Source organism: Massilia horti (assembly GCF_004614195.1).
In the GTDB taxonomy this organism is placed as follows: domain Bacteria; phylum Pseudomonadota; class Gammaproteobacteria; order Burkholderiales; family Burkholderiaceae_D; genus Telluria; species Telluria horti.
The window spans coordinates 23,835-43,925 of record NZ_SPUM01000009.1 but is presented as its reverse complement, the minus strand read 5'-3'; the positions used below and the strand labels follow the sequence as shown (position 1 = coordinate 43,925).

The following is a 20,091-nucleotide window of genomic DNA, read 5'->3' as shown; positions in this document are numbered from 1 at the left end:
TAGTAAACATGAGAAATCGACAACCAACAACGCTCGATGAAGGGCCAGCGGCCCAAGGCAGCAAGGTACCTGTACCGGTATAATGATTGGATGCAGAATCTCCTCCAAAACCTCAATCCCGAACAGCTTGCAGCCGTCACCCTGCCGCCCCAGAGCGCGCTGATCCTGGCCGGCGCCGGTTCCGGCAAGACGCGCGTGCTGACCACGCGCATCGCCTGGCTGATCCAGACTGGACAGGTATCGCCGGCCGGCATCATGGCGGTCACGTTCACCAACAAGGCGGCGAAGGAGATGTTGACGCGTCTGTCGGCAATGTTGCCGGTGAATACGCGCGGCATGTGGATCGGCACCTTCCATGGCCTGTGCAACCGCCTGTTGCGCACGCATTACAAGGATGCGGCGCTGCCGCAGGCGTTCCAGATTCTGGATTCGCAGGACCAATTGTCGATGATCAAGCGCTTGCTGAAAGCGAACAACGTCGACGACGAGAAGTACCCGGCCAAGGACCTGATGTACTTCATCAACAACGCCAAGGACCAGGGCCTGCGCGCGCATCAGGTCGAAGCCTACGAGCCGATCACGCGCAAGTTCGTCGAGCTGTACGAGCTATACGACCAGCAATGCCAGAAGGAAGGCGTGGTCGACTTCGCCGAATTGCTGCTGCGCGCGTACGAACTGCTGTCGCGCAACGCGCCGCTGCGCCAGCACTACCAGATGCGGTTCCGCCACATCCTCGTCGACGAGTTCCAGGACACCAACGACCTGCAATACAACCTGCTCAAATTGCTGGCTGGCCAGGGCGAGCAGGGCGGCGGCGCGATCTTCGCGGTGGGCGACGACGACCAGAGCATCTACGCATTCCGCGGCGCGAACGTGGGCAACATGATGAAGTTCGAGCAGGACTTCCGGGTACAAAACCTGATCAAGCTGGAGCAGAACTACCGTTCGCACGGCCACATCCTCGACAGCGCAAACTACCTGATCGCCAATAACAGCCAGCGGCTGGGCAAGAACCTGCGCACCGACGCGGGGCAGGGCGAGCAGGTGCGCGTCTACGAGGCATCGAAAGACCTGGAAGAAGCACAGTGGATCATCGAGGAAACCAAGAGCCTGATGGCCGATGGCGTGCCGCGCAGCGAGATCGCGGTCCTGTACCGCTCGAACGCGCAAAGCCGGGTGATCGAGCACGCGCTGTTCGCGGCCGGCATGCCGTACACCGTGTACGGCGGCCTGCGCTACTTCCAGCGCGCCGAGGTCAAGCACGCGATCGCCTACCTGCAGCTGATGGACAATCCGCACAATGACTCGGCGTTTTTGCGCGTGGTGAATTTCCCCACGCGCGGCATCGGCGTGCGCTCGATCGAGCAACTGCAGATGGCGGCCGACGCCTACGGTATTTCGCTGTACGCGGCGGTGCCCTATATGACCGGCAAGGCCGGCACGTCGCTGGGCGCCTTCGTCAAGCTGATCGAAGGCATGCGCATGGAGACCCAGCAGCTGGCGCTGCCCGAGTTGGTGCGCGTGGTGCTCGAGCGCAGTACCCTGCTCGCGCACTACCAGACCGAAAAGGAAGGCGCGGACCGCATCGAGAACCTGGAGCAGATGGTGAACGCCGCGACCCAGTTCGTGCAGGAAGAAGGGTTCGGCCAGAACGCCCCTGCGCACCTCGGACCGCAAGCCCAGGCCCAGGCCGGGCAGCCGGTCGTGAGCGGGGACGGTCTGGAGATCATCGACGCCGATGCCGCACTGGCGACCGTAATGTCGCCGCTGGCCGCTTTCCTCGCGCACGCCTCGCTGGAAGCCGGCGACGCCCAGGCGCAGGCCGGGCAGGACGCACTGCAACTGATGACGGTGCACTCGGCAAAGGGCCTCGAGTTCGACGCGGTGTTCATCACCGGGCTGGAAGAAGGCCTGTTCCCGCACGAGAGCAGCTCGCGCGAGGATAACGGCGTCGACGAGGAGCGGCGCCTGATGTACGTGGCGATCACCCGCGCGCGGCGTCGCCTGTACATGAGCTTTACCCAGCAGCGCATGCTGCACGGGCAGACGCGCTTTAACATGAAGTCGCGCTTTTTCAACGAGCTGCCGGAAGAATCGCTCAAGTGGCTGTCGCCGCGGGTGCAGCAGGGGAACTGGTTCTCGAACCGCAAGGCGACGACTGCGTGGGACGACGCCGATTTCCGCAGCGGCGGCACGGATAACCAGATCGCGCGCCAGATCACGCAAAAGTCGGGCGGCGGTTCGGGCTGGCGCATTGGCGAATCGGTCGCGCACGCCAAGTTCGGCGAGGGCGTGATCGTCAACATCGAAGGCGGCGCGGGCGCGGCGCGCGCCCAGATCAATTTCGGTGCGGCCGGGATGAAGGTGCTGGACCTGTCGGTGGCCAAGCTGGAGCGCGTGGCGCGCTAAGTCTTCTCATTCCAGCGTTATCGGGGGGCGGAGCACCTTGCGTCGGCAGATTGCTCCTTTCTCTGTTCTTCAGATAGCAACATCAACTGGCGGGTCGTGTTGCCGCCACCATTCAGAGTCCTCAAACCTAAGCGCAACTTCGCATTAGTTCGCGTTTTCCACACTGCCGCGCAATGTCATGCGCAGCATGCGCTCCAACACAATCGGCGGGCCGCCATCATTCGCACGTCAAAATGGAATGTACATGGCAGTGACAATGTACGTACTTTCCATTTAGGCAAGATGCTATCCTAAACGAGTCGGCCGAGACTGGCCAAAAGGCGAGGAAGGACAAGCAAGATGAAGCAACCGTGCGGCTTTATGCGATCACTAGCCATTCTTATCTCCACAATAATAATTTTTCTATCGTCCGCTTGCGCAGCCCAACTGGCCCAGTCGCCAGCCCGCCAATCAGGCGCCGCATCTTTTTCGCGCAACACAGCACTACCGGCCTGGGCAGAACCGCTGCAGCCTGTACCGCCTACCGAATCGGAAGAGCCGGTGGTTATCAGACTGGCCGAGGTGCAATATTGGACAGGGGCCAATCCAGGTTACCTGGTGAATCGCGCGGTTCAAGTCAATTCATCGGCGAGACTGTCGGAGTTGGGGCGATTTTCGATTCCTTTCGTCCCCGCATATCAAAAACTGGTTCTCCATAAGATTGCCATTTTGCGTGGCGATCAGGTGCTTGATCGAACAAAGACCGCTAGTGTTCGTGTGCTGGATACGGAGAAAGACGCAGCCAATGGCTACTATTATGGTACGTCGTCGGCTGAGGTATTGCTTGAAGATGTCAAGGCTGGCGACACCCTTTGGACAACCTACTCTGTTCATGGGACGAATCCGGTTTATGGCTCCATCTGGAGTGAGCTACTTCCCTGGGATAAAGAATCCCCGATGGAGCTCCGGAAGGCTGTTGTGCTGCATCCGTCGAACAAACCGGTGCATTGGCGCTTCTCGGGTGTTCCCAGGCCGGGGCTTCCTCAACCCCAGATCGAGGTACGGAAGGGAACTACCCGGCTGGTATTTCAAGAGTCTGCCGTAGCCGCCGAACAGTTCGAGCCCTCGATGCCGCCGAATCTGATTCCTGTACCGGTACTGGATTTCAGTGAATATGGCGATTGGTCCCAGGTCGCAAAATGGGCCGCCGCTTTGTTTCCCGATATGGGGACGCGGCCCGAAGTCCAGGCCTTGGCACGAACGTTCGATGGGCGAACGCCAGAGGAACGGGCCGCTCAAGCCTTGCATTGGGTCCAGGATGAAATTCGCTACTTCAGCGTGGCTATGGGAGAAAACTCTCACCGTCCGCAGCCGCCGGAAGTAGTGCTTCGCCGGCGTTTCGGTGATTGCAAAGACAAGAGCCAATTATTGGTGGCTGTCTACCACGCCATGGGATTAGAGGCGCAGCCAGTATTGGTGCAGGCGGATTCTCCAAAATTCCCGTCGCAAATGCAGCCTTCGCCTAAGAGTTTCAATCACGTGATTGTCAGGGTACTCCTCAACGGAAAAGCTTATTTTGTCGATCCTACCCGGCTGAATGAACGAGGCCCGATTGCGAACCTGTCGGTGCCATTGCCGTCAGGTGACGCGCTTATTGTGGCCAATGACAGCAAAGGTTTGATTTCCTTGCCGAACGACCCAATGGATGTTCCGTTGGTTGAACGCAGCGAAAAGATCACGATTCCAGCGATGAATGCAGACGCACAACTGGCGTTGCGGGTCGAGTACCGCGGTCGCATGGCAACAGGAATGCGTCAATTGTATCGTTCCCTGGGCTCCGTGGAATTGAAGAAAGCAATGCTGGAGCAATTCGAACGAACTTATCCGGGTGTGCGACTGGAAGGTCCCCCTCAGTTCAGTGACGGCGCGGACGGAAGTAGTTTCATTGTGGAGGGTAGGCTGACTATCCCTAAGGCGTTGAAGGAGGATGACGGTATCGTGCAGCTCTCACAACGCTCGCACATCATGGAAGGTACATTTGGCATACCGGATAAGCTTGTACGCAAGCAGCCATTTTGGCTCGCTGCCGGCCACTTCCGTGCGCGTTATGTGCTTGACGTGTCACTACCAAACGAAGCACGTCTCACGAAGGACGACCGTAGCTTCTCTGTCAAGAACCAGTATTTTCATGCACATGAACAGCTGACTTGGCGCGGAGCGAATCTGAACTACATTGTGGATTTTTCCATCACCGAGCCAGAAGTGGCTGCTTCGGAATTGCCGGGCCTGGTAAATGAGATCGATAAACTATCCCGTTTGTTTGAGTCCAAACTGCGCTTCAAACCGGTGAGTGTGCCACCCCGCGAGGCGAAAGAGGCATCCCTGCGTGTGCTGGATATTCTGGAAAAGCTGAGCCGGCACCAGGACCTTCAGCAAGAGGCACTCAGGACTGGAAAAATTCCAGAGTTGAATTTTGACGAAGGAGTTTATGCCAAACTGAATTACCGAGCCTTGTGCGAATCAGTCGTAGACAGCTATGCGATCCGGCAATGGAACCCAGTCATTCTGGCGCCGATAGCGGCTCTGGGCAAATTGGTTGATGCTCGCGCTGACAAACGCACCAAGGATCTTTGCGACGCGCGGTTCACCATTATCCGTCACGATCTACCCCAAGCCAGTAAGGAACTGGCGGCCTTGGTGCCTTCCGATGACGATCCACTGACGCTGATGCAGGCGTGGGCAAACTTCCACGCACATGAAGTCGAGCAAGCTCGCAATAATCTCTCCCGGTTTTTGAAGGCGAAAGCCAAGGCTGGAAGTCTCGCAGCAGATGACGCTCTGCTTTCCTTGGCATTGGTACGCAGGTTAGGATTGGAAGAGCCGCTCGAGATCCAGGATTTCGTTGACGCGCTGTATCCCGGTGTGTGGCCGCAGCCTCTGTTCGGCCTGTTGCGTGGAACTGTGCCGGAAGAAGAGTTGTCTGCGGCGCTCGCCAGGCTCGCGCCCGCGGCGCGCGAACATGCTGAAGCGGAGGTCCACTTTGTTCTGAGCCAGCATTGCCTCGCAACGAGCCAGCCTCGCAAGGCCGATTTCCATTTGAACTGGTTTGAACGCTATGCCCTCCTTGGCAGCGCGTTTGAAGTGCTGGCGGACGCCGATAAATATGGCAAAACGCGCGAAGATCCGGACATGCGCGAATTTTGGCGGCTTGAACGTGAAAAAGGCTCTGCCAGTTCCATCATGAGTCACTTGCAGGCTGCGGCGAATAATGGGGTTGCCCGTGCACAGTCTGTCTTAGGTTCACGCTATATGGAGGGGAGAGGGGTCCGCCAGGATCTTGCCAAAGCAGAAAGCTTGCTTCAGGCCGCTGCTGCGAAAGGTGACAGCAATGCCATGCATGACCTTGGGGTCATTTATGGGGACGAAACAAACGGCAAGCGCGACCAGAAACGCGCGGTCGCACATTTCATGCAGTCTGCGGAAAATGGAAACGGCTACGCAGGTTATGTGTTGGGCCGTTCCTACTGGCTCGCTCGGCATGGGCTTCCATATGACTTCGACCTGGCGTTCCGCTACACAAAGGACGGTGCTGAGATGGAGCATGAGGGAGCACAGTTTTTTCTGTCGCTCATGTACTACCAGGGTAAGGGCACCGAGAAGAATGACAATTTGGCCTTGTTCTGGGCTACACAGTCTTTTCTGCGCAAGCACGATGACGGTAGCGCCTTGTTCGGATTATTGTTGCTTCAGTTGGAAACGGACGAAAAAATTCGGAGTTTTGGTCTGCAGCTATTGACCCGTATGGCTGCGCGCGGCAACAGTTTCGCACAGCTGGAGCTTGGCAATTTAATGCTTAATGGCATCGGTGTACCAGCGGATCAAACTAACGCATTCAAACTGATACAAAGTGCCCACTTGAAGGGACATGATCGTGCAACGGCTTTGCTGGGACGAATGCTTGTGGAGGGGCTGGGCGTAACCGCCGATCCTCGCAAAGGATTTGAACTGCTTGCGGAAGTCGAGAAGCGCAATATACCGGATGCTTTCTATCAGTTGGGCCGGGTTTATCGCCGCGATAACAGTGGGATGACGGATAAGAAAAAGGCGGCCGAGTACTTCCGCCGTGGCGCGGAGCTTGGCCAGCGCGAAGCGGCGCAGTCACTTGCTCTCATGCTGCATACCGGTGAGGGCATCCCGCGTGATATTCCAAAAGCCGTTCAATATTACGAACAGGCCGTCGCCTCTGGCTTCCCAGCGGCAATGAATAACCTTGCTAATATTTATGATGACGGCCTGGCCGGAGAGAAGCAGCGGCAAAAGGCATTGGATCTATATCGTCGTGCGGCTCAAATGGGACAGCCAACTGCCATGCTCAACCTTGCCGAAATCTATGTATCGAGCGAGGAAGGCAAGGCCAATCCATTCTTGTCACTGGCTTACTATATGCTTGCCGAAAAGTATGGAATGGCGGATGCCGCGCCTCAATTGAAACAGTTACAGACGATCACAGATCCCGCAGTCATCAGCAAGGCACAAGCCTATGCGAAAGCGTGGAAACCGGGTGGCGCTATGCCAGAGGAAAGTTGATCAGCGCTCTACCTCTTACGCCGGGCACGCCTCCGGGTCGTCCGGCTTGCCGAAGATCTGCCGGTAGCCAACATACAGCGCGCACTGCAGCACCAGCATCAACAGGAAGAACATCCACATGATGACGATGCGTACGATGCTCGCCTGACCGAGCAGCATCACCGCGATGAACCAGGTGCCAAACAAGATCGCGAACCAGGCCAGCAGCAGCACGACGAACACGCGTGCGCTTTTGACGACGGCGAAAAAGCTGTAGAAGGTGGCCTTGCCCGGCTTCATTTGCTGCCAAAAGACCAGCGGCGCCGCGAACGACAAGGTGATGAGCATCGCCAGTTCAAGCAGGAAGATTCCACTGAGCACCGCGAACACGTCCGGGGCCAGGGCCTGGACCTCCTTGGAATTGGCCGGTTGCTTGGCGACCTGCGTCAACGTCTCGGCATCGATGAGCATCCCGGCCACCAGCGCCATGATCACCGCAACGCCCACATAGATCAGCCCGATCTTTGCCAGCTGGCCGAAGACCGGCTTGTGAAAGCCGGACAGCAGCACCGCGGGCGTGACCCGCTTGCCGTTGTCGATCATCAGGCAGGCGCGCATGAAGGCCACCGAGAACACCGGGATCAGCACCATCGCGACCAGCGGTCCGAGGATGGGGACGGCGCTGATCGCGATGCTGAAAAGAATGTTTGCGAACAGTAGCGTCATCAGCGCGCCGGGCTGCTTGCGAAACAGTCCGGCGCCCTGTTTGAGCCACGCCCATCCAGTGAGTGCGGGCAGCTTGTTCATACTGGCAGTCCTGCAGGTGGGGTGGTGATGCGTTCGCGCAAGATACGCTCGAAGTGCGTCGGGTCGTGCGGCGTGAGCAGCTCGGCCTCGCGCGGCAGATGCAGGTCATACAGGCGCGACAGCCAAAAGCGCAGCGCCGCGGCGCGCAGCATCGGTTGCCATGCGTCCCGGTCGTCAAGCGTGAACGGGCGCACGGCATGGTAGGCCGCGAGCAGCGCCGCAACGCGCCGCTCATCCAGCTCGCCAGTGGCAAGGTCGATGCACCAGTCGTTGACGGTGACGGCCAGGTCGAACAGCCAGGTGTCGACGCCGGCGAAGTAGAAGTCGAAGCAGCCGGACAGTTGCTCGCCGACGAACATCACGTTGTTGCGAAACAGGTCGGCATGGACTGGGCCGCGCGCCAGGCGCTGGTAGTTGCCGGTTTCGGCAAAGGCTTGCTGGTAGTCGATTTCGCGGGTGAGCAGGCGCGCATTGTCCGGCGACAGGTAGGGCAGCACCTTGGGCGCGGTCGCGACCCACCAGTCAAGGCCGCGCAGGTTCGGTTGCGACAGCGGAAAATCGTGCGCCGCCAGATGCATCTTTGCCAGCATCGCGCCGACCGCGGCGCAGTGCGCCGGCTGCGGGTCCATCTGCGAGCTGCCGTCCAGGCGGCTGACGACCGAGGCCGGCTTGCCGTGCAGCGCCACGACCAGTTCGCCCTGGTCATTGGCGACCGGATCGGGCACCGGGATGCCGCGCGCGGCCAGGTGGCGCATCAGTTGCAGGTAAAAGGGCAATTGTTCGAAACCGAGATTCTCGAAGATCGTCAGCACATACTCGCCGCGCTCGGTTGTCAGGAAGAAATTGCTATTTTCGATGCCGGAGGAGATACCTTCCAGCGCAAGGGCTTTGCCAAGAGGGAACTGCTTGATCCACTGCGCGAGGTCATCCAATGTGACCGAAGTGAAAACTGCCATGTGCAAGCAATAAAATGAATGTGAGGGCAACGCGATCCGCTGGCGGGTCGCGCATTGTCCAAGGTTCGGTTATTCGGTGGCGGGCCGCGGCGGGGGAGGTGCCTCCGCGGCGGCCGGTACCGCCTGGCCGCCTGCCGCTTCCGCGGCGCTGGCCGCTTTTTTCTTGCTGTTCAGGTCGAAATCAAAGAGCTTCCACTGCGGCGTATTGCGGATCGCGCTGGTGGCGTCACCGGGCAGGGAATTGCCCGCCTGGGCGTTATATGGGTTGTTGATGAAGTAGTGGCTTCCACCTGCAATGACTTCGATCTGGGTGACCTGTCCGGCGTTGTTACGGTGCTCAATGATCTGGGTGCCGCGCTGGGGTGGGATGGCGGTCGCCGGCACGTCGCTGCCCGGTTCGATGGTTTCGAGCCTGGGCGGCTTCTCGCTCGGCGGCGTCTGCTGCGGCGGCTGTTGCTGCTGCTGCGCGAAGGCCAGGCCGGCGAATGCCAGCAGGCCCAGTGTCAGGGTCTTCAGGCAGGAGGAAGTGCGCGACATCATGTTCACCTTGTATCGTTTGCGGTCATTGTAACAAACGGCCACGCTTCCCAGTGAAAAGTGTGGCGCTCGTCCCCATATTCCCGAGGCATGGCGGTCAAGCACCCGTTGCTTTTTCCCATGCCCGATTCTGCGATAATCACGACTTCGGCCAAGGTGCCGCTCCCACTCTGATTGGTCAACATGGAAAATACCCTGCTGCTGGTTGACGGTTCCAGCTATCTTTACCGCGCCTTCCACGCGCTGCCCGACCTGCGTAGCCCAGAAGGCTATCCGACCGGCGCCATGCACGGCATGGTCAACATGCTGCGCCGCCTGCGCGCCGATTATCCGGCCGCCTACATCGCATGCGTGTTCGATGCCAAGGGCAAGACCTTCCGCGACGAGATGTACCCCGAGTATAAGGCGACGCGCGCTTCGATGCCGGAGGACCTGGCCAAGCAGATCGAGCCGATCCACGAAGCGGTGCGCTACCTGGGCTGGCCGATCCTGATGGTGGCAGGCGTGGAGGCCGACGACGTAATCGGCACGCTGGCGGTGCAGGCGACCACGCGCGGCATGAAGACGATCGTCTCGACCGGCGACAAGGACCTGGCGCAGCTGGTCAACGACAAGGTCATGCTGATCAACACGATGAGCAACGAGAAGCTGGACGAAGCGGGCGTGCTGGCCAAGTTCGGCGTGGCGCCCGACCGCATCATCGACTACCTGACCCTGATCGGCGACACCGTCGACAACATCCCCGGCGTGAACAAGTGCGGCCCGAAGACCGCGGTCAAGTGGCTGTCCCAGCACGGCTCGCTCGATGGCGTGATCGCCAACGCGCACGCGATCACCGGGGCGGTCGGCGAGCACCTGCGCACCGCGCTCGAATGGCTGCCCAAGGGTCGCGAGCTGATCACGGTAAAGACCGACTGCGACCTGGCCGCGCACGTGGTGTCGTTCGAAGAGACCCTGGTTGGCCGCCCGGAAGACCTGGAAGCGCTGCGCGCATTCTTCCAGCGCTACGGCTTCAAGACCATGCTGCGCGAGTTGGAAAAGGGCGCGGGAGTGACCGGAGGGCCGGGCGGAGCGACCCCGCAGTCGCCGGAAGGCGCGGCCGGCAAAGAAGCCCGCACGCCGATCGCGCGCGGCCAGTACGAGACCGTGCTCACCGAGGAACAGCTGGAGCGCTGGCTGGCGCTGGTGGAGGCGGCCGAACTGACGTCAGTCGACACCGAGACCACCTCGCTCGATCCGATGCAGGCGGAGATGGTCGGCATCTCGCTGTCGGTGGAGCCGGGCAGCGGCGCCTACATCCCGGTGGCGCACCGCTACGCCGGCGCGCCGGAGCAGCTCTCGCGCGAGTACGTGCTCGAACGCCTCAAGCCGTGGCTGGAAAATCCGGACAAACCCAAGGTCGGCCAGAACCTGAAATACGACATGCACGTCTTCGCCAACCATGGCGTGACCCTGCGCGGCATCGTGCACGACACGCTGCTGCAGTCCTACGTGTTCGAATCGCACAAGCCGCACGACATGGACACGATGGCGATGCGCCACCTCGACTACACCACCATTCCTTACGTGGACGTATGCGGCAAGGGCGCCGGCCAGATCTGCTTCGACCAGGTGGAGCTGGCGCGCGCGACCGAGTACGCAGGCGAGGATTCGGACATCACGCTGCGTCTGCACCAGACGATGGTCGGCCATGTCGAAAGTGACAAGGGTCTTGAGTTCGTCTACAAGAACATCGAGTTGCCCACCCAGGTGGTGCTGCACAAGATCGAGCGCAACGGCGTGCTGATCGACGCCGCGCTGCTGGAGACCCAGTCGAGCGAACTGGCCGCGCGCATCATCGAACTGGAGCAGCAGGCCTACGAGCTGGCCGGCGGGCCGTTCAACCTTGGTTCGCCCAAGCAGATCGGCGAGATCTTCTTCGGCAAGCTGGGCCTGCCGGTGATCAAAAAGACAGCGACCGGCGCGCCGTCCACCGACGAGGAAGTGCTGCAGAAGCTGGCCGAGGACTTCCCACTGCCCAAGCTCCTGCTCGAGCACCGCGGCCTGTCCAAGCTCAAGTCGACCTATACCGACAAGCTGCCCAGGATGGTGAATCCGGCCACCGGGCGCGTGCACACCAACTATGCGCAGGCGGTGGCGATCACCGGGCGCCTGGCGTCGAACGACCCGAACCTGCAGAACATCCCGGTGCGCACTAGCGAAGGGCGGCGCATTCGCGAGGCCTTCGTCGCGGCGCCCGGCAACGTGATCGTCTCGGCCGACTATTCGCAGATCGAGCTGCGCATCATGGCCCACATCTCCGGCGACGAGGCGATGCTGCGCGCGTTCGCGCAGGGCGAGGACATCCACCGCGCCACCGCGGCCGAAATCTTCGGCGTGCCGCCGGCCGAGGTGCAAAGCGAGCAGCGGCGCTACGCGAAGGTCATCAACTTCGGCCTGATCTACGGCATGAGCGCATTCGGCCTGGCGTCCAACCTCGGCATCGAACGTTCGGCCGCGGCCAGCTACATCGACCGCTACTTCGCGCGTTTTTCGGGCGTGAAACAGTACATGGACGAGACGCGCCTGGCGGCCAAGCAGCGCGGCTATGTCGAGACGGTGTTCGGCCGCCGGCTGTGGCTCCCGGAGATCAATTCGCCCAACGGCCCGCGCCGCGCCGGCGCCGAACGTGCCGCGATCAACGCGCCCATGCAAGGCACGGCGGCGGACCTGATCAAGCTGGCGATGATCGAAGTCCAGCGCTGGATCGAGACCGAAAGCCTGGGCACGCGCATGATCATGCAGGTGCACGACGAACTGGTGCTGGAGGTGCCCGAGGCCGAGCTGGAGCTGGTCAAGACCAGGCTGCCGGAGCTGATGGCGGGCGTGGCCACGCTCAAGGTGCCGCTGATGGCCGAGACCGGGGTCGGCCCGAACTGGGAGAAGGCACACTGAGCGCCCTGGACTATTTGATAGGTCGACAATAGCTGTTAATACAAGGGTAAATTTCGGTGGCGGCACCGCAACAGTTCAGTATCTGAAGTGTAAGCAATGGTTTCAATGTGCGTTCGTTAACAAAAAAGTTTCCGACCGGAATATAGGATGCCTCTTACTCGCCGTGGTCGTCGGCGCTTTAAGAAAGGCATATCATGAAACAACAGCTCACCAAGATCGGCCTCCTGGCGGCCGCAGCGTCGCTCGCCGCCTGTGGAGGCGGCGGCTCATCGGGATCCTCGACAACGTCTCCGCCTCCGGTTTCGACCGCAGGTACGCTGACCGTCGCGCTGACCGACGCGCCCGCTTGCGGTTTTGACGCCGTCAACGTCACGGTCAGCAAAGTCCGCGTGAACAAGAGCGCGACCGCAAGCGACACCGACGCCGGCTGGGTCGACGTGACTCTGAACCCGGCACGCAAGATCGACCTGCTCAAGCTGACCAACGGCGTGCTCGATACGCTGGGCCAGACCTCGCTGGATGCGGGCCATTATTCCCAGGTCCGGCTGGTGCTCGACTCGAACGCCAGCGGCAGCGCCAACACCGTGCTGCCGACCGGCTCGAAAACCGAACAGCCGCTTGATACGCCGAGCGCAGTCCAGAGCGGCATCAAGCTGACCGGCGAGTTCGACGTGGCCGCCGGCCAGCGTTCGGACATCGTGATCGACTTTGACGCCTGCAGGTCCGTTCTTACCAAGGGCAATGGCAAGTACGCGCTCAAGCCTGTGCTGCGCATGGTCCCGAGCGCGGTCAACAACGGCATCACCGGCGTCGTCGCAACCGCCGCGCTGGCAAACCATGTCGTGGTATCGGCCCAGCAGAACGGCAAGATCATCGCGTCCACCGCGCCGGACAGCACGGGTGCCTTCAACCTGTCGCACCTCACCGCCGGTAACTACGACGTGGTCATCACCTCGGACAACAGCGCCGCCTCGGTAATCAGTGCCGTCCCCGTGACCGCGAGCGCCACCACCGCGGTCAGCACGACCGCTGCCCCGATTGCCCTCGCCCTCTCGACGACCGGCTCGATCAGCGGCGCCGTGACGATGACCCCGCCGAGCAGCACCGAGGCCGCCTACGTCGCGGCCAAGCAGACGTTCGGGGCCGGTCCCACAGTCACCATCAAGTACCAGGGCGCGGACCTGGCAACCGGCGCATACACGCTTGCCAACCTCCCGGTAGCGGCGCCCCAGTTTGCGGTCTACAGCAGCACGCTGCCGCTCGCGTTCAATGCCGCCACGGGCGTGACCCCGGCGACATACACGGTCGAGGCAAGCGCCAATGGCTACGCGACCAAGTCGGTATCGGGCGTCAGCATTGCCACGTCCAACCAAACCGGCGTCAATTTTGCGCTGACGCCGTAATCGCCACACCGTCGCCCCCGGCCTGCCGGCGAGGCCGGGGACGACGAGGCACGTTTATGGGCGCAGTTTATTTCGCGCGGCGGCGGGCGGCGCCCAGGCCGAGCAGGCCCAGCCCCAACAGGCTCAGGCTGAACGGTTCCGGAACCTGGCTGGGGGGTGTGCCCCCGACATCCAGGATCACCTGCGTGGCCCCCGTGAAGGGCAGGCCCTGCCAGTTCACATACAGCGAGTTGCCCACGATGGTGAGGTTGCTCGAACTAAAGCCTGCCATGTTGCTTGCGGTGTTGAGCGAAATCGCGGGCAGGGGGCCGGTCAGGTCGGTCAGGACGAAACCATTGAAAGGCGCCGGGTTCCACCACACCTCCGGCCAGTCTCTATAGAGGACGGTGATCCGGTCGTCGGTGATGTTTAAATCAAAATAATCGAGGAAGTTCATCTGCAGTCCGGTCGCGCCAACCGTGCCGGCGCCGATGTGTTGGAATTCGGTATCCACGGTCGGATACAGATAGGTCACGCTGACCTGATGCGACAGCAGGCCAGCCTGGGCGGTTTGTGTCAGGAGCGACAAGGCAAGTCCTGCCAGCAGGGCGAAAATACGTTTCATGGTTGACTCTCCAGGAAGTTGTTGTTGAATGCCTTAAAGCAATTTGCGTACCAGAAATTAATGTCGCAAAAATCAATAACTTAGCGGTGAGTCTTTTTTTAACTGTAAGTATTTCCGACAGTTTAACTATGCGTCATCACTATTTGGATGGCAATACTGGAAAGATGTGCGCACAGGTCCTCGCCGGCCGCGCGCCGTACGGGTTGCCCGCGCTGCTGGCCGCTTACCGCCGTTTGCGGCGACGCTTGAACCACAAGGCCGTTTGCGGCAATGCCTCGACCGATAACGCCCACAGCGAATAAGCGACGCTGCGCCGGAACAGGTAGCTGACCGCGCTCCGCACGTCTCCGTGGCCGAGTGCGTGCACCGCATCGGCTGCCGCCACTGCGCCATGCATCAGCACGCTGGCATGGCGGTAACAAGCCATCATGCATGCATTGCAGGGCTCGCGCATATCCGGTATGCGGTCGAGGTTGAACACATTCCCCATCGGTTCGGACCACGCCTCGCAGCGCCAGATGTCCAGGTTCCAGTCCAGGTAAAAGTACTTGCTGCCGCCGATGCAGGGGACGTGCTGCGGTTCGCCCCGGATGAAGCGCGCGACTTCTGCGAGCGATGCGGCAGGGTCGACGACATGGAACCGGCGCTTGAGCAGTGCGATCTGGCGCAAGGCGTCCAGCAGCTCTTCCGCATCCAGATCGATCAGCGCGCAGTCCTGGTCGTAGACGAGCGAAGTCGAGCCGAACGGCTCGCGCCTTGGATAGGAAAATGTGACCGCGTCAAACCCGAGCCGCGCCAAAGTTTCCGGCAGCGCCTCGTAGCGCACCATGCGGTTGACGGTCACGCTGGCACAGGTCGGGATGCCGAGTTCACGCGCGCTGGCCAGGCCTTGCCTGATGCGCGGTCCCAGCCCGTTCAGGCCGCGGCTGATCTCGTGCTCGAGCATGTTGGCGCTGTCGATCGACACCAGCACCCGCCGCAGGCCGGCTTGCGCCAGCCGCTCAATGTGGCGGGACAGGAACCATCCATTGGTGATCATCCCGCAGTGCATGCCGGCCCTGGCGGCCTCGGTCACGATCGACACGATGCCCGGATGAAGCAGGGGTTCGCCCCCTTGAAACGTCATGTAGCGCACGTGCCGGCGCCGCAGCGCGGGCAGGCTTGACGCAAATGCGGCGGTATCCAGGTAGCGCCGCGGACCGGCCAGTTTTTTATTTCGGGAGAAGCCGCAGAAGTCGCAGGCGGCGTTGCAGACGTTCGTCACCGACACGTCGCATATCGCCGGCATGGCGTTGCTCGGCATCGGTTCGTGTGCGCGGGAAAGGATCGCATCAGCCTGTTCAGCTTTCGCACGTCTGCTGTCCATGACAGTCTCCTCCGGGTGCGACCAGGAAAGAAATCCAGCTCGTCCTGAGGTATGAGCCGGTGTGTTGCCTGTCTGTTTGAGGACAAATGTGGAAGTTAGAACCCGGTGATGCGGGCTTGTTCATCGTGCCGTTCGTTTGGCATTCCTGCGACGGCATGCAGCGCCCGGTTCGAACAGGTTAGCGTCACGCTGTTAAGATAGCAATTCTCTTAACTGACCGGAGAACTGCACATGAAAGATCTCGTACTTGACGGCGATAGCCTGGTTGCCGGCGGCCCGTTTGCAGACGGCGTCGATCGTCGCGATTTCCTCAAGGTTGCTCTCGGCACCGGCTTTGCCGCGGCCACCATGCCGGTTGCGGCGGAAACCGTGATCAAGACCGATACCGTGGGGCTTACCGCCGGTACGGTCAACATCGACGTGAACGGGCAGGCGGTTCCGGTCTATCGCGCCCAGCCCGCCGGCAAGAGCAACCTGCCGGTGATCCTGGTGGTTTCCGAGATCTTTGGCGTGCACGAACACATCGCCGACGTCGCGCGCCGCTTCGCCAAGCGCGGGTATCTGGCGCTGGCGCCCGACCTGTTCGTGCGCCAGGGCGACCCCAGCAAGGTCCCCAACATCGCCGACCTGATGAAGCAGATCATCAGCAAGACGCCCGATGCGCAAGTCATGGGCGACCTCGACGCCGTCGTCTCGTGGGCGAGGCAAAACGGCGGCAATGTCGACAAGCTTGGCATCACCGGCTTTTGCTGGGGCGGCCGCATCACCTGGCTGTATTGCGCGCATAATCCGAACGTGAAGGCGGGCGTGGCCTGGTACGGCCGGCTGGTAGGCGACACCAACCCGAACAACCCGGTCCACCCGATCGACATCGCGCCCACCCTCAAGGTGCCGGTGCTGGGGCTGTACGGCGCCAAGGACACCGGCATTTCGCTCGAATCGATCGACAAGATGAAGGCGGCGCTGGCCAAGGGATCGAGCGGGTCGACCTTCGTGGTCTATCCGGACGCCGGGCACGCGTTCAACGCCGACTACCGGCCAAGCTATGTGGAAGCGGACGCCAAGGATGGTTTTGCGCGCGCGCTTGCCTGGTTCAAGGACCACGGCGTGGCCTGACGCTGCAAGGCCGTGGGCGGAGCGGTACAATGCCCGCCTCGCGGCCTGTACGCAAGACCAAGAACAAGAGGCTTTCAAATCGATCCGACCCTAAGCTCCATCCTGCTGACGACGATATTCGCCGGCGCCGCCAGCATTTCGGCCGCTGCGTTGTTTTCCTTTGCCCTGCTCGCGAAGATGGTCGATCGCATGGTCAGCCTGTCGGTCGGCATCATGCTCTCGACCTCGCTGCTGCACGCGCTGCCGGAGGCGTTCGAATCGAAGGCCGATCCGCGCAGCCTGTTCGCGACCCTGCTCGGGGGGCTGCTGGCGTTCTTCCTGCTTGAGAAGCTGGCGGTGCTGCGCCACTCGCACCATCACGAAGGCGACGGCCACCACCACGCGCACGGGCACGATGCGCGCGAGGCCGGCAAGTCGGGCTGGATGATCCTGATCGGCGACGGCATGCACAACTTCACCGATGGCATCCTGATTGCCGCCGCTTTCCTCGCCAATCCGGAGCTGGGCATCGTCACCGGCGTGGCCATCATCGCCCACGAGATCCCGCAGGAGATCGGCGACTTCATCGTGCTGCTCAACGCCGGCTTTTCGCGCCTGCGCGCCTACGTGTACAACCTGCTGTGCAGCCTGATGGCGGTGGCAGGCGGCCTGCTTGGTTACTTCACGCTCGAGCGTGCGCACGGCATGGTGCCGTATGTGCTGGTGTTTGCGTCTTCGGGCTTCATCTACATCGCGGTGAGCGATTTGATGCCGCAGATGCAGCGCCGGGCGACGGTGAAGGAATCGGTGCCGCAGGTGCTCCTGATCGCGCTGGGCGTGGGGATCGTGCTGTTCCTCACGAGCGGGCATTAAGACTTAAGGCAGGCAGGTTGTCTCGCTCAATCGTCGCTACTGGCTCCGAAGTTGCTGCGTCCTGAGCGTCCCCTGAACCCATCCTCGATATCTATCCAGTGCGGCACCGCTTTTCAGTTTGAACGTGGCGACGATGGCACGGCCGTTGTCTACAATTTCGATTTTTCCTGGCGTGTAGTGGTTGGAGCTGCTAACCAGAAAATCAAAACTTGCGAACCGGTAGCCCGGTTCGGCGACGAATTTTTTTGAGTACTCTTTAATCGAGCGCTCAAAAAAGTAGGGATGGTCGTCCTTCATTTCCGCGAGCACGTAGGTTTTCTCGATGCTGTCTGCGTTGGGCAAGGCAGCGCTGACCTTGAGTGCTTCAGCCCTCAGCTTATCGAGGTCAATATAGATGGGGCGCTGACCTTGCGTATTGGGCGACGCAGCGACTGCTGCCTGCGACGGGAAGGGCGACTGCGCATAGGCTTCCGGCAAGATCGATACGGACGCAACCTTGACCGAAGTGAACGGCAGCCATTGTTCGAAATTTCCATAGCGCACGAACAAGTCGCCGCTCGGAAATACCTGCAATAGCAGAGGAACCTTCATATTGGAGGTCGCAACCTCCAGCGGTTGCTCGACTATCGGCTTCTTTCCGAAGTTAATTCGGAAGAGCTCGGAATTCAATCTTTCTCGATCGCCGATTGGGATATGGGCGACAATCTTACCCAGATCAATCGCGCCGTTTAAAAGTGCGACGCAAGCCACGAGTACCGCGGTGATCCTCGTAAGCCTGCCCGTTAGCGAACCCAGCCACGTTTTTTTCGCTGCTGGCTTTCCCTGTGCCATGATACCTCCGCGTAGGAAGATCCATCACGCCAAATGATCGGACGCCCTCGGCCGACTACTGGGATAAGCGGACTCGCGCGACTCGCAAATAATACTGTTCTTTAGAAATATCGCTCGTCCGCGCGATTATGAAAAGTCGGCATTGTTAAACGGAATCCGGGCCCCACAGTGGCCAAGTATGGCTTTCGTTTTTGGCAACGTCAACGAGTAAATTGTTGATTGTCACCCCGGCGCGGTCCTTGCGCTACGGCATTGACAGCTCAGGCTGCTCCCCCATACTTGAACGCGGTAATTCCGATTGACCGCCGACCCCAAGGGGGAGCCATGAATGAATTGATCGAGCGTCTGGCTGCATCGCTCAGCGCGCTGCCCGCGCGCCTGCGCTATCTCGTCATTGCGATGGTGATCGTGCTGGTTCTGTTACCGGTGCTGCTGTTGTCAGGCGCCGGCGGCATGTTGTTCGGGCCCTCGGTGCTGTCCAACTGAAACTCTGGGCGACCGTACAGCGTGCGCACAGGTGCGCACCCTACGATCTGCCGGAGCCCGTAGCCATAGCACATCGTAGGGGGCGCGGGGCCGCCGAGGACCCGTGCGCACGCGGTTCGCGAATTCAGCGTAGCGAAGCGGTAGCCGCAAGTCAGCATGCGGAGATCTTGTGCGCATAGGTCCTCGGCGGCCCCGCGGCCCCCTACGCCTCTTGAACGCGTGCCGATCCCGCTCAGGCGGCGAGGGCGGAAGTGCTAGCCTGACCTGCGCCGTAGTAATGCGCCATCCAGCGGTCACGATAGGCTACCAGATTAGGCAGCTTTTCCGCGTGGGTGCGAACCGGAGTATCCACTTGCTCGCACAGGGTGGCGGCCACGAAGGCCAGCACCGTCGCATCGGCGGCGCACGGATGCTCTCCCAGCAGGCAGGAATGTTCGCCCATCAGTGCGGACAAGGCGTCCAGGTCGCGGCACGCCATCGCCACGATCTCCGCTTCGCTGTGGCGCCCCATGCCCTGGCTTTGCAGGGTTTTGCGGATCTTCCCGCGCACCATTCGCCTGACCAGCGGCCGCAGTGGCGCAGGCAGGAAGTCGAAGAAGCGGGCCGGGCCACGTTCGAAATTCTCGTCCTTTATCCAGCGTTCGTGCAGGAGCGCGAAGTATAGGTGCTCTTCCAGCATCTTCTCGACGGCCCATGCGGCAGCCTGGCTGCGTTGATCGTAGGCGCCGTTGAAATTGACGCCATGGCGTTGTTCGAGGTGCATGCGGATCATGGTGGAGTCGGCCACGACGGTGCCGTTATCGTCGATGTACGGCAGCTTGCCCTTTGGCGCGCGCTTGAAGCCGCGCGTGTCGGTTTGGTAGGGCAGGCCGGACATCTTGAGCAGCAGCTCGGCCTTCATCACGAATGGGCTGAAATCGGGCAGGCCGAGGGCAGGGCCGAAGGTATAAAGCGTGATCACGTCAATCTCCTTCTTGTTGTATTCAAGAGGTGGCGCCAGTGCTGACCGGACGGGCCGGGTCGGCGCACCATTCACTCCATGAGCCGGGGTAGAGCGCCGCGCCGGTGAGACCGGCCACTTCTGGCGCGAGCAGATTATGGCATGCCGTTACGCCCGACCCGCCGTGACGCTATCGCAACCGATCGGTGCAGCGGTCCCGGCCATCATTTGGGAAGCATCCACGACCGATCCTTGGCGGCGCTGCCGACTGTTGCGCTTGCTCATGACTAGATTTCCCATCGGGA

The 20,091-nt window shown here is 61.0% G+C and carries 14 protein-coding genes and 1 pseudogene; 7 read left to right on the top strand and 8 right to left on the bottom strand.

Features of this window, described 5'->3' with window-relative positions; translation table 11 throughout:
- Positions 1-90: 90 nt before the first annotated feature.
- Both E4O92_RS01890 and E4O92_RS01885 read left to right on the top strand, forming a co-directional pair.
- Positions 91-2,409 (top strand): UvrD-helicase domain-containing protein, encoded by a 2,319-nt coding sequence (locus E4O92_RS01890; protein ID WP_135188052.1) that lies wholly within the window; start codon positions 91-93, stop codon positions 2,407-2,409.
- Between the two features lie 339 nt (positions 2,410-2,748).
- The gene (locus E4O92_RS01885) at positions 2,749-6,975 is read left to right on the top strand and encodes a DUF3857 domain-containing protein (RefSeq protein ID WP_135188051.1); all 4,227 of its coding nucleotides are present in this window, start codon (positions 2,749-2,751) and stop codon (positions 6,973-6,975) included.
- Between the two features lie 15 nt (positions 6,976-6,990).
- Here E4O92_RS01885 and E4O92_RS01880 read toward each other — a convergent pair whose 3' ends face one another.
- The 3 genes from E4O92_RS01880 to E4O92_RS01870 all read right to left on the bottom strand — a co-directional run bounded on the left by E4O92_RS01880 (position 6,991) and on the right by E4O92_RS01870 (position 9,254).
- Positions 6,991-7,761: a BPSS1780 family membrane protein gene (locus E4O92_RS01880; protein ID WP_135188050.1), complete on the bottom strand. Its 771-nt coding sequence runs from the start codon at positions 7,759-7,761 to the stop codon at positions 6,991-6,993.
- A complete protein-coding gene (locus tag E4O92_RS01875) occupies positions 7,758-8,717 on the bottom strand; it encodes a homoserine kinase (protein WP_135188049.1) in 960 nt (319 codons plus the stop codon). Before E4O92_RS01875 ends, E4O92_RS01880 begins: the two co-directional genes overlap by 4 nt.
- A gap of 69 nt (positions 8,718-8,786) precedes the next feature.
- Positions 8,787-9,254 (bottom strand): hypothetical protein, encoded by a 468-nt coding sequence (locus E4O92_RS01870; RefSeq protein ID WP_229482947.1) that lies wholly within the window; start codon positions 9,252-9,254, stop codon positions 8,787-8,789.
- A 183-nt stretch (positions 9,255-9,437) separates the two neighbouring features.
- Between E4O92_RS01870 and polA the strand changes: the two genes are divergently transcribed.
- A complete protein-coding gene (polA, locus tag E4O92_RS01865) occupies positions 9,438-12,188 on the top strand; it encodes a DNA polymerase I (RefSeq protein ID WP_135188047.1) in 2,751 nt (916 codons plus the stop codon).
- Between the two features lie 194 nt (positions 12,189-12,382).
- Positions 12,383-13,591 (top strand): DUF4382 domain-containing protein, encoded by a 1,209-nt coding sequence (locus E4O92_RS01860; RefSeq protein WP_135188046.1) that lies wholly within the window; start codon positions 12,383-12,385, stop codon positions 13,589-13,591.
- A gap of 67 nt (positions 13,592-13,658) precedes the next feature.
- Here the strand turns inward: E4O92_RS01860 and E4O92_RS25085 are convergent, their stop codons facing one another.
- Positions 13,659-14,195: a PEP-CTERM sorting domain-containing protein gene (locus E4O92_RS25085; protein WP_229482945.1), complete on the bottom strand. Its 537-nt coding sequence runs from the start codon at positions 14,193-14,195 to the stop codon at positions 13,659-13,661.
- Positions 14,196-14,418: 223 nt separating this feature from the next.
- A complete protein-coding gene (locus E4O92_RS01850; RefSeq protein WP_135188045.1) occupies positions 14,419-15,561 on the bottom strand; it encodes a radical SAM protein in 1,143 nt (380 codons plus the stop codon).
- Between the two features lie 231 nt (positions 15,562-15,792).
- On the opposite strand from E4O92_RS01850, the gene E4O92_RS01845 reads away from it, so the two are divergent.
- Both E4O92_RS01845 and E4O92_RS01840 read left to right on the top strand, forming a co-directional pair.
- Positions 15,793-16,677 carry a dienelactone hydrolase family protein gene (locus E4O92_RS01845; RefSeq protein WP_135188044.1) on the top strand — a complete coding sequence of 295 codons (885 nt, stop codon included), beginning with the start codon at positions 15,793-15,795 and terminating at the stop codon, positions 16,675-16,677.
- A gap of 150 nt (positions 16,678-16,827) precedes the next feature.
- Positions 16,828-17,529 carry a ZIP family metal transporter gene (locus E4O92_RS01840; protein ID WP_229482942.1) on the top strand — a complete coding sequence of 234 codons (702 nt, stop codon included), beginning with the start codon at positions 16,828-16,830 and terminating at the stop codon, positions 17,527-17,529.
- Positions 17,530-17,565: 36 nt separating this feature from the next.
- On the opposite strand, the gene E4O92_RS01835 is transcribed toward E4O92_RS01840, so the two are convergent.
- On the bottom strand, positions 17,566-18,360 hold the full coding sequence (locus E4O92_RS01835; RefSeq protein ID WP_135188043.1) for a hypothetical protein: 795 nt from the start codon (positions 18,358-18,360) through the stop codon (positions 17,566-17,568).
- A 324-nt stretch (positions 18,361-18,684) separates the two neighbouring features.
- Between E4O92_RS01835 and E4O92_RS24675 the strand changes: the two genes are divergently transcribed.
- Positions 18,685-18,846, top strand: coding sequence for a hypothetical protein (locus E4O92_RS24675; protein WP_167759665.1), 162 nt, complete (start codon positions 18,685-18,687; stop codon positions 18,844-18,846).
- A gap of 232 nt (positions 18,847-19,078) precedes the next feature.
- Here the strand turns inward: E4O92_RS24675 and E4O92_RS01830 are convergent, their stop codons facing one another.
- Together E4O92_RS01830 and E4O92_RS25080 are read right to left on the bottom strand one after the other, a co-directional pair.
- Positions 19,079-19,807 (bottom strand): glutathione S-transferase family protein, encoded by a 729-nt coding sequence (locus E4O92_RS01830; RefSeq protein WP_135188042.1) that lies wholly within the window; start codon positions 19,805-19,807, stop codon positions 19,079-19,081.
- Positions 19,808-19,829: 22 nt separating this feature from the next.
- Positions 19,830-19,967: pseudogene (locus tag E4O92_RS25080) on the bottom strand (sulfurtransferase); the annotation flags it as partial.
- Positions 19,968-20,091: the final 124 nt, after the last annotated feature.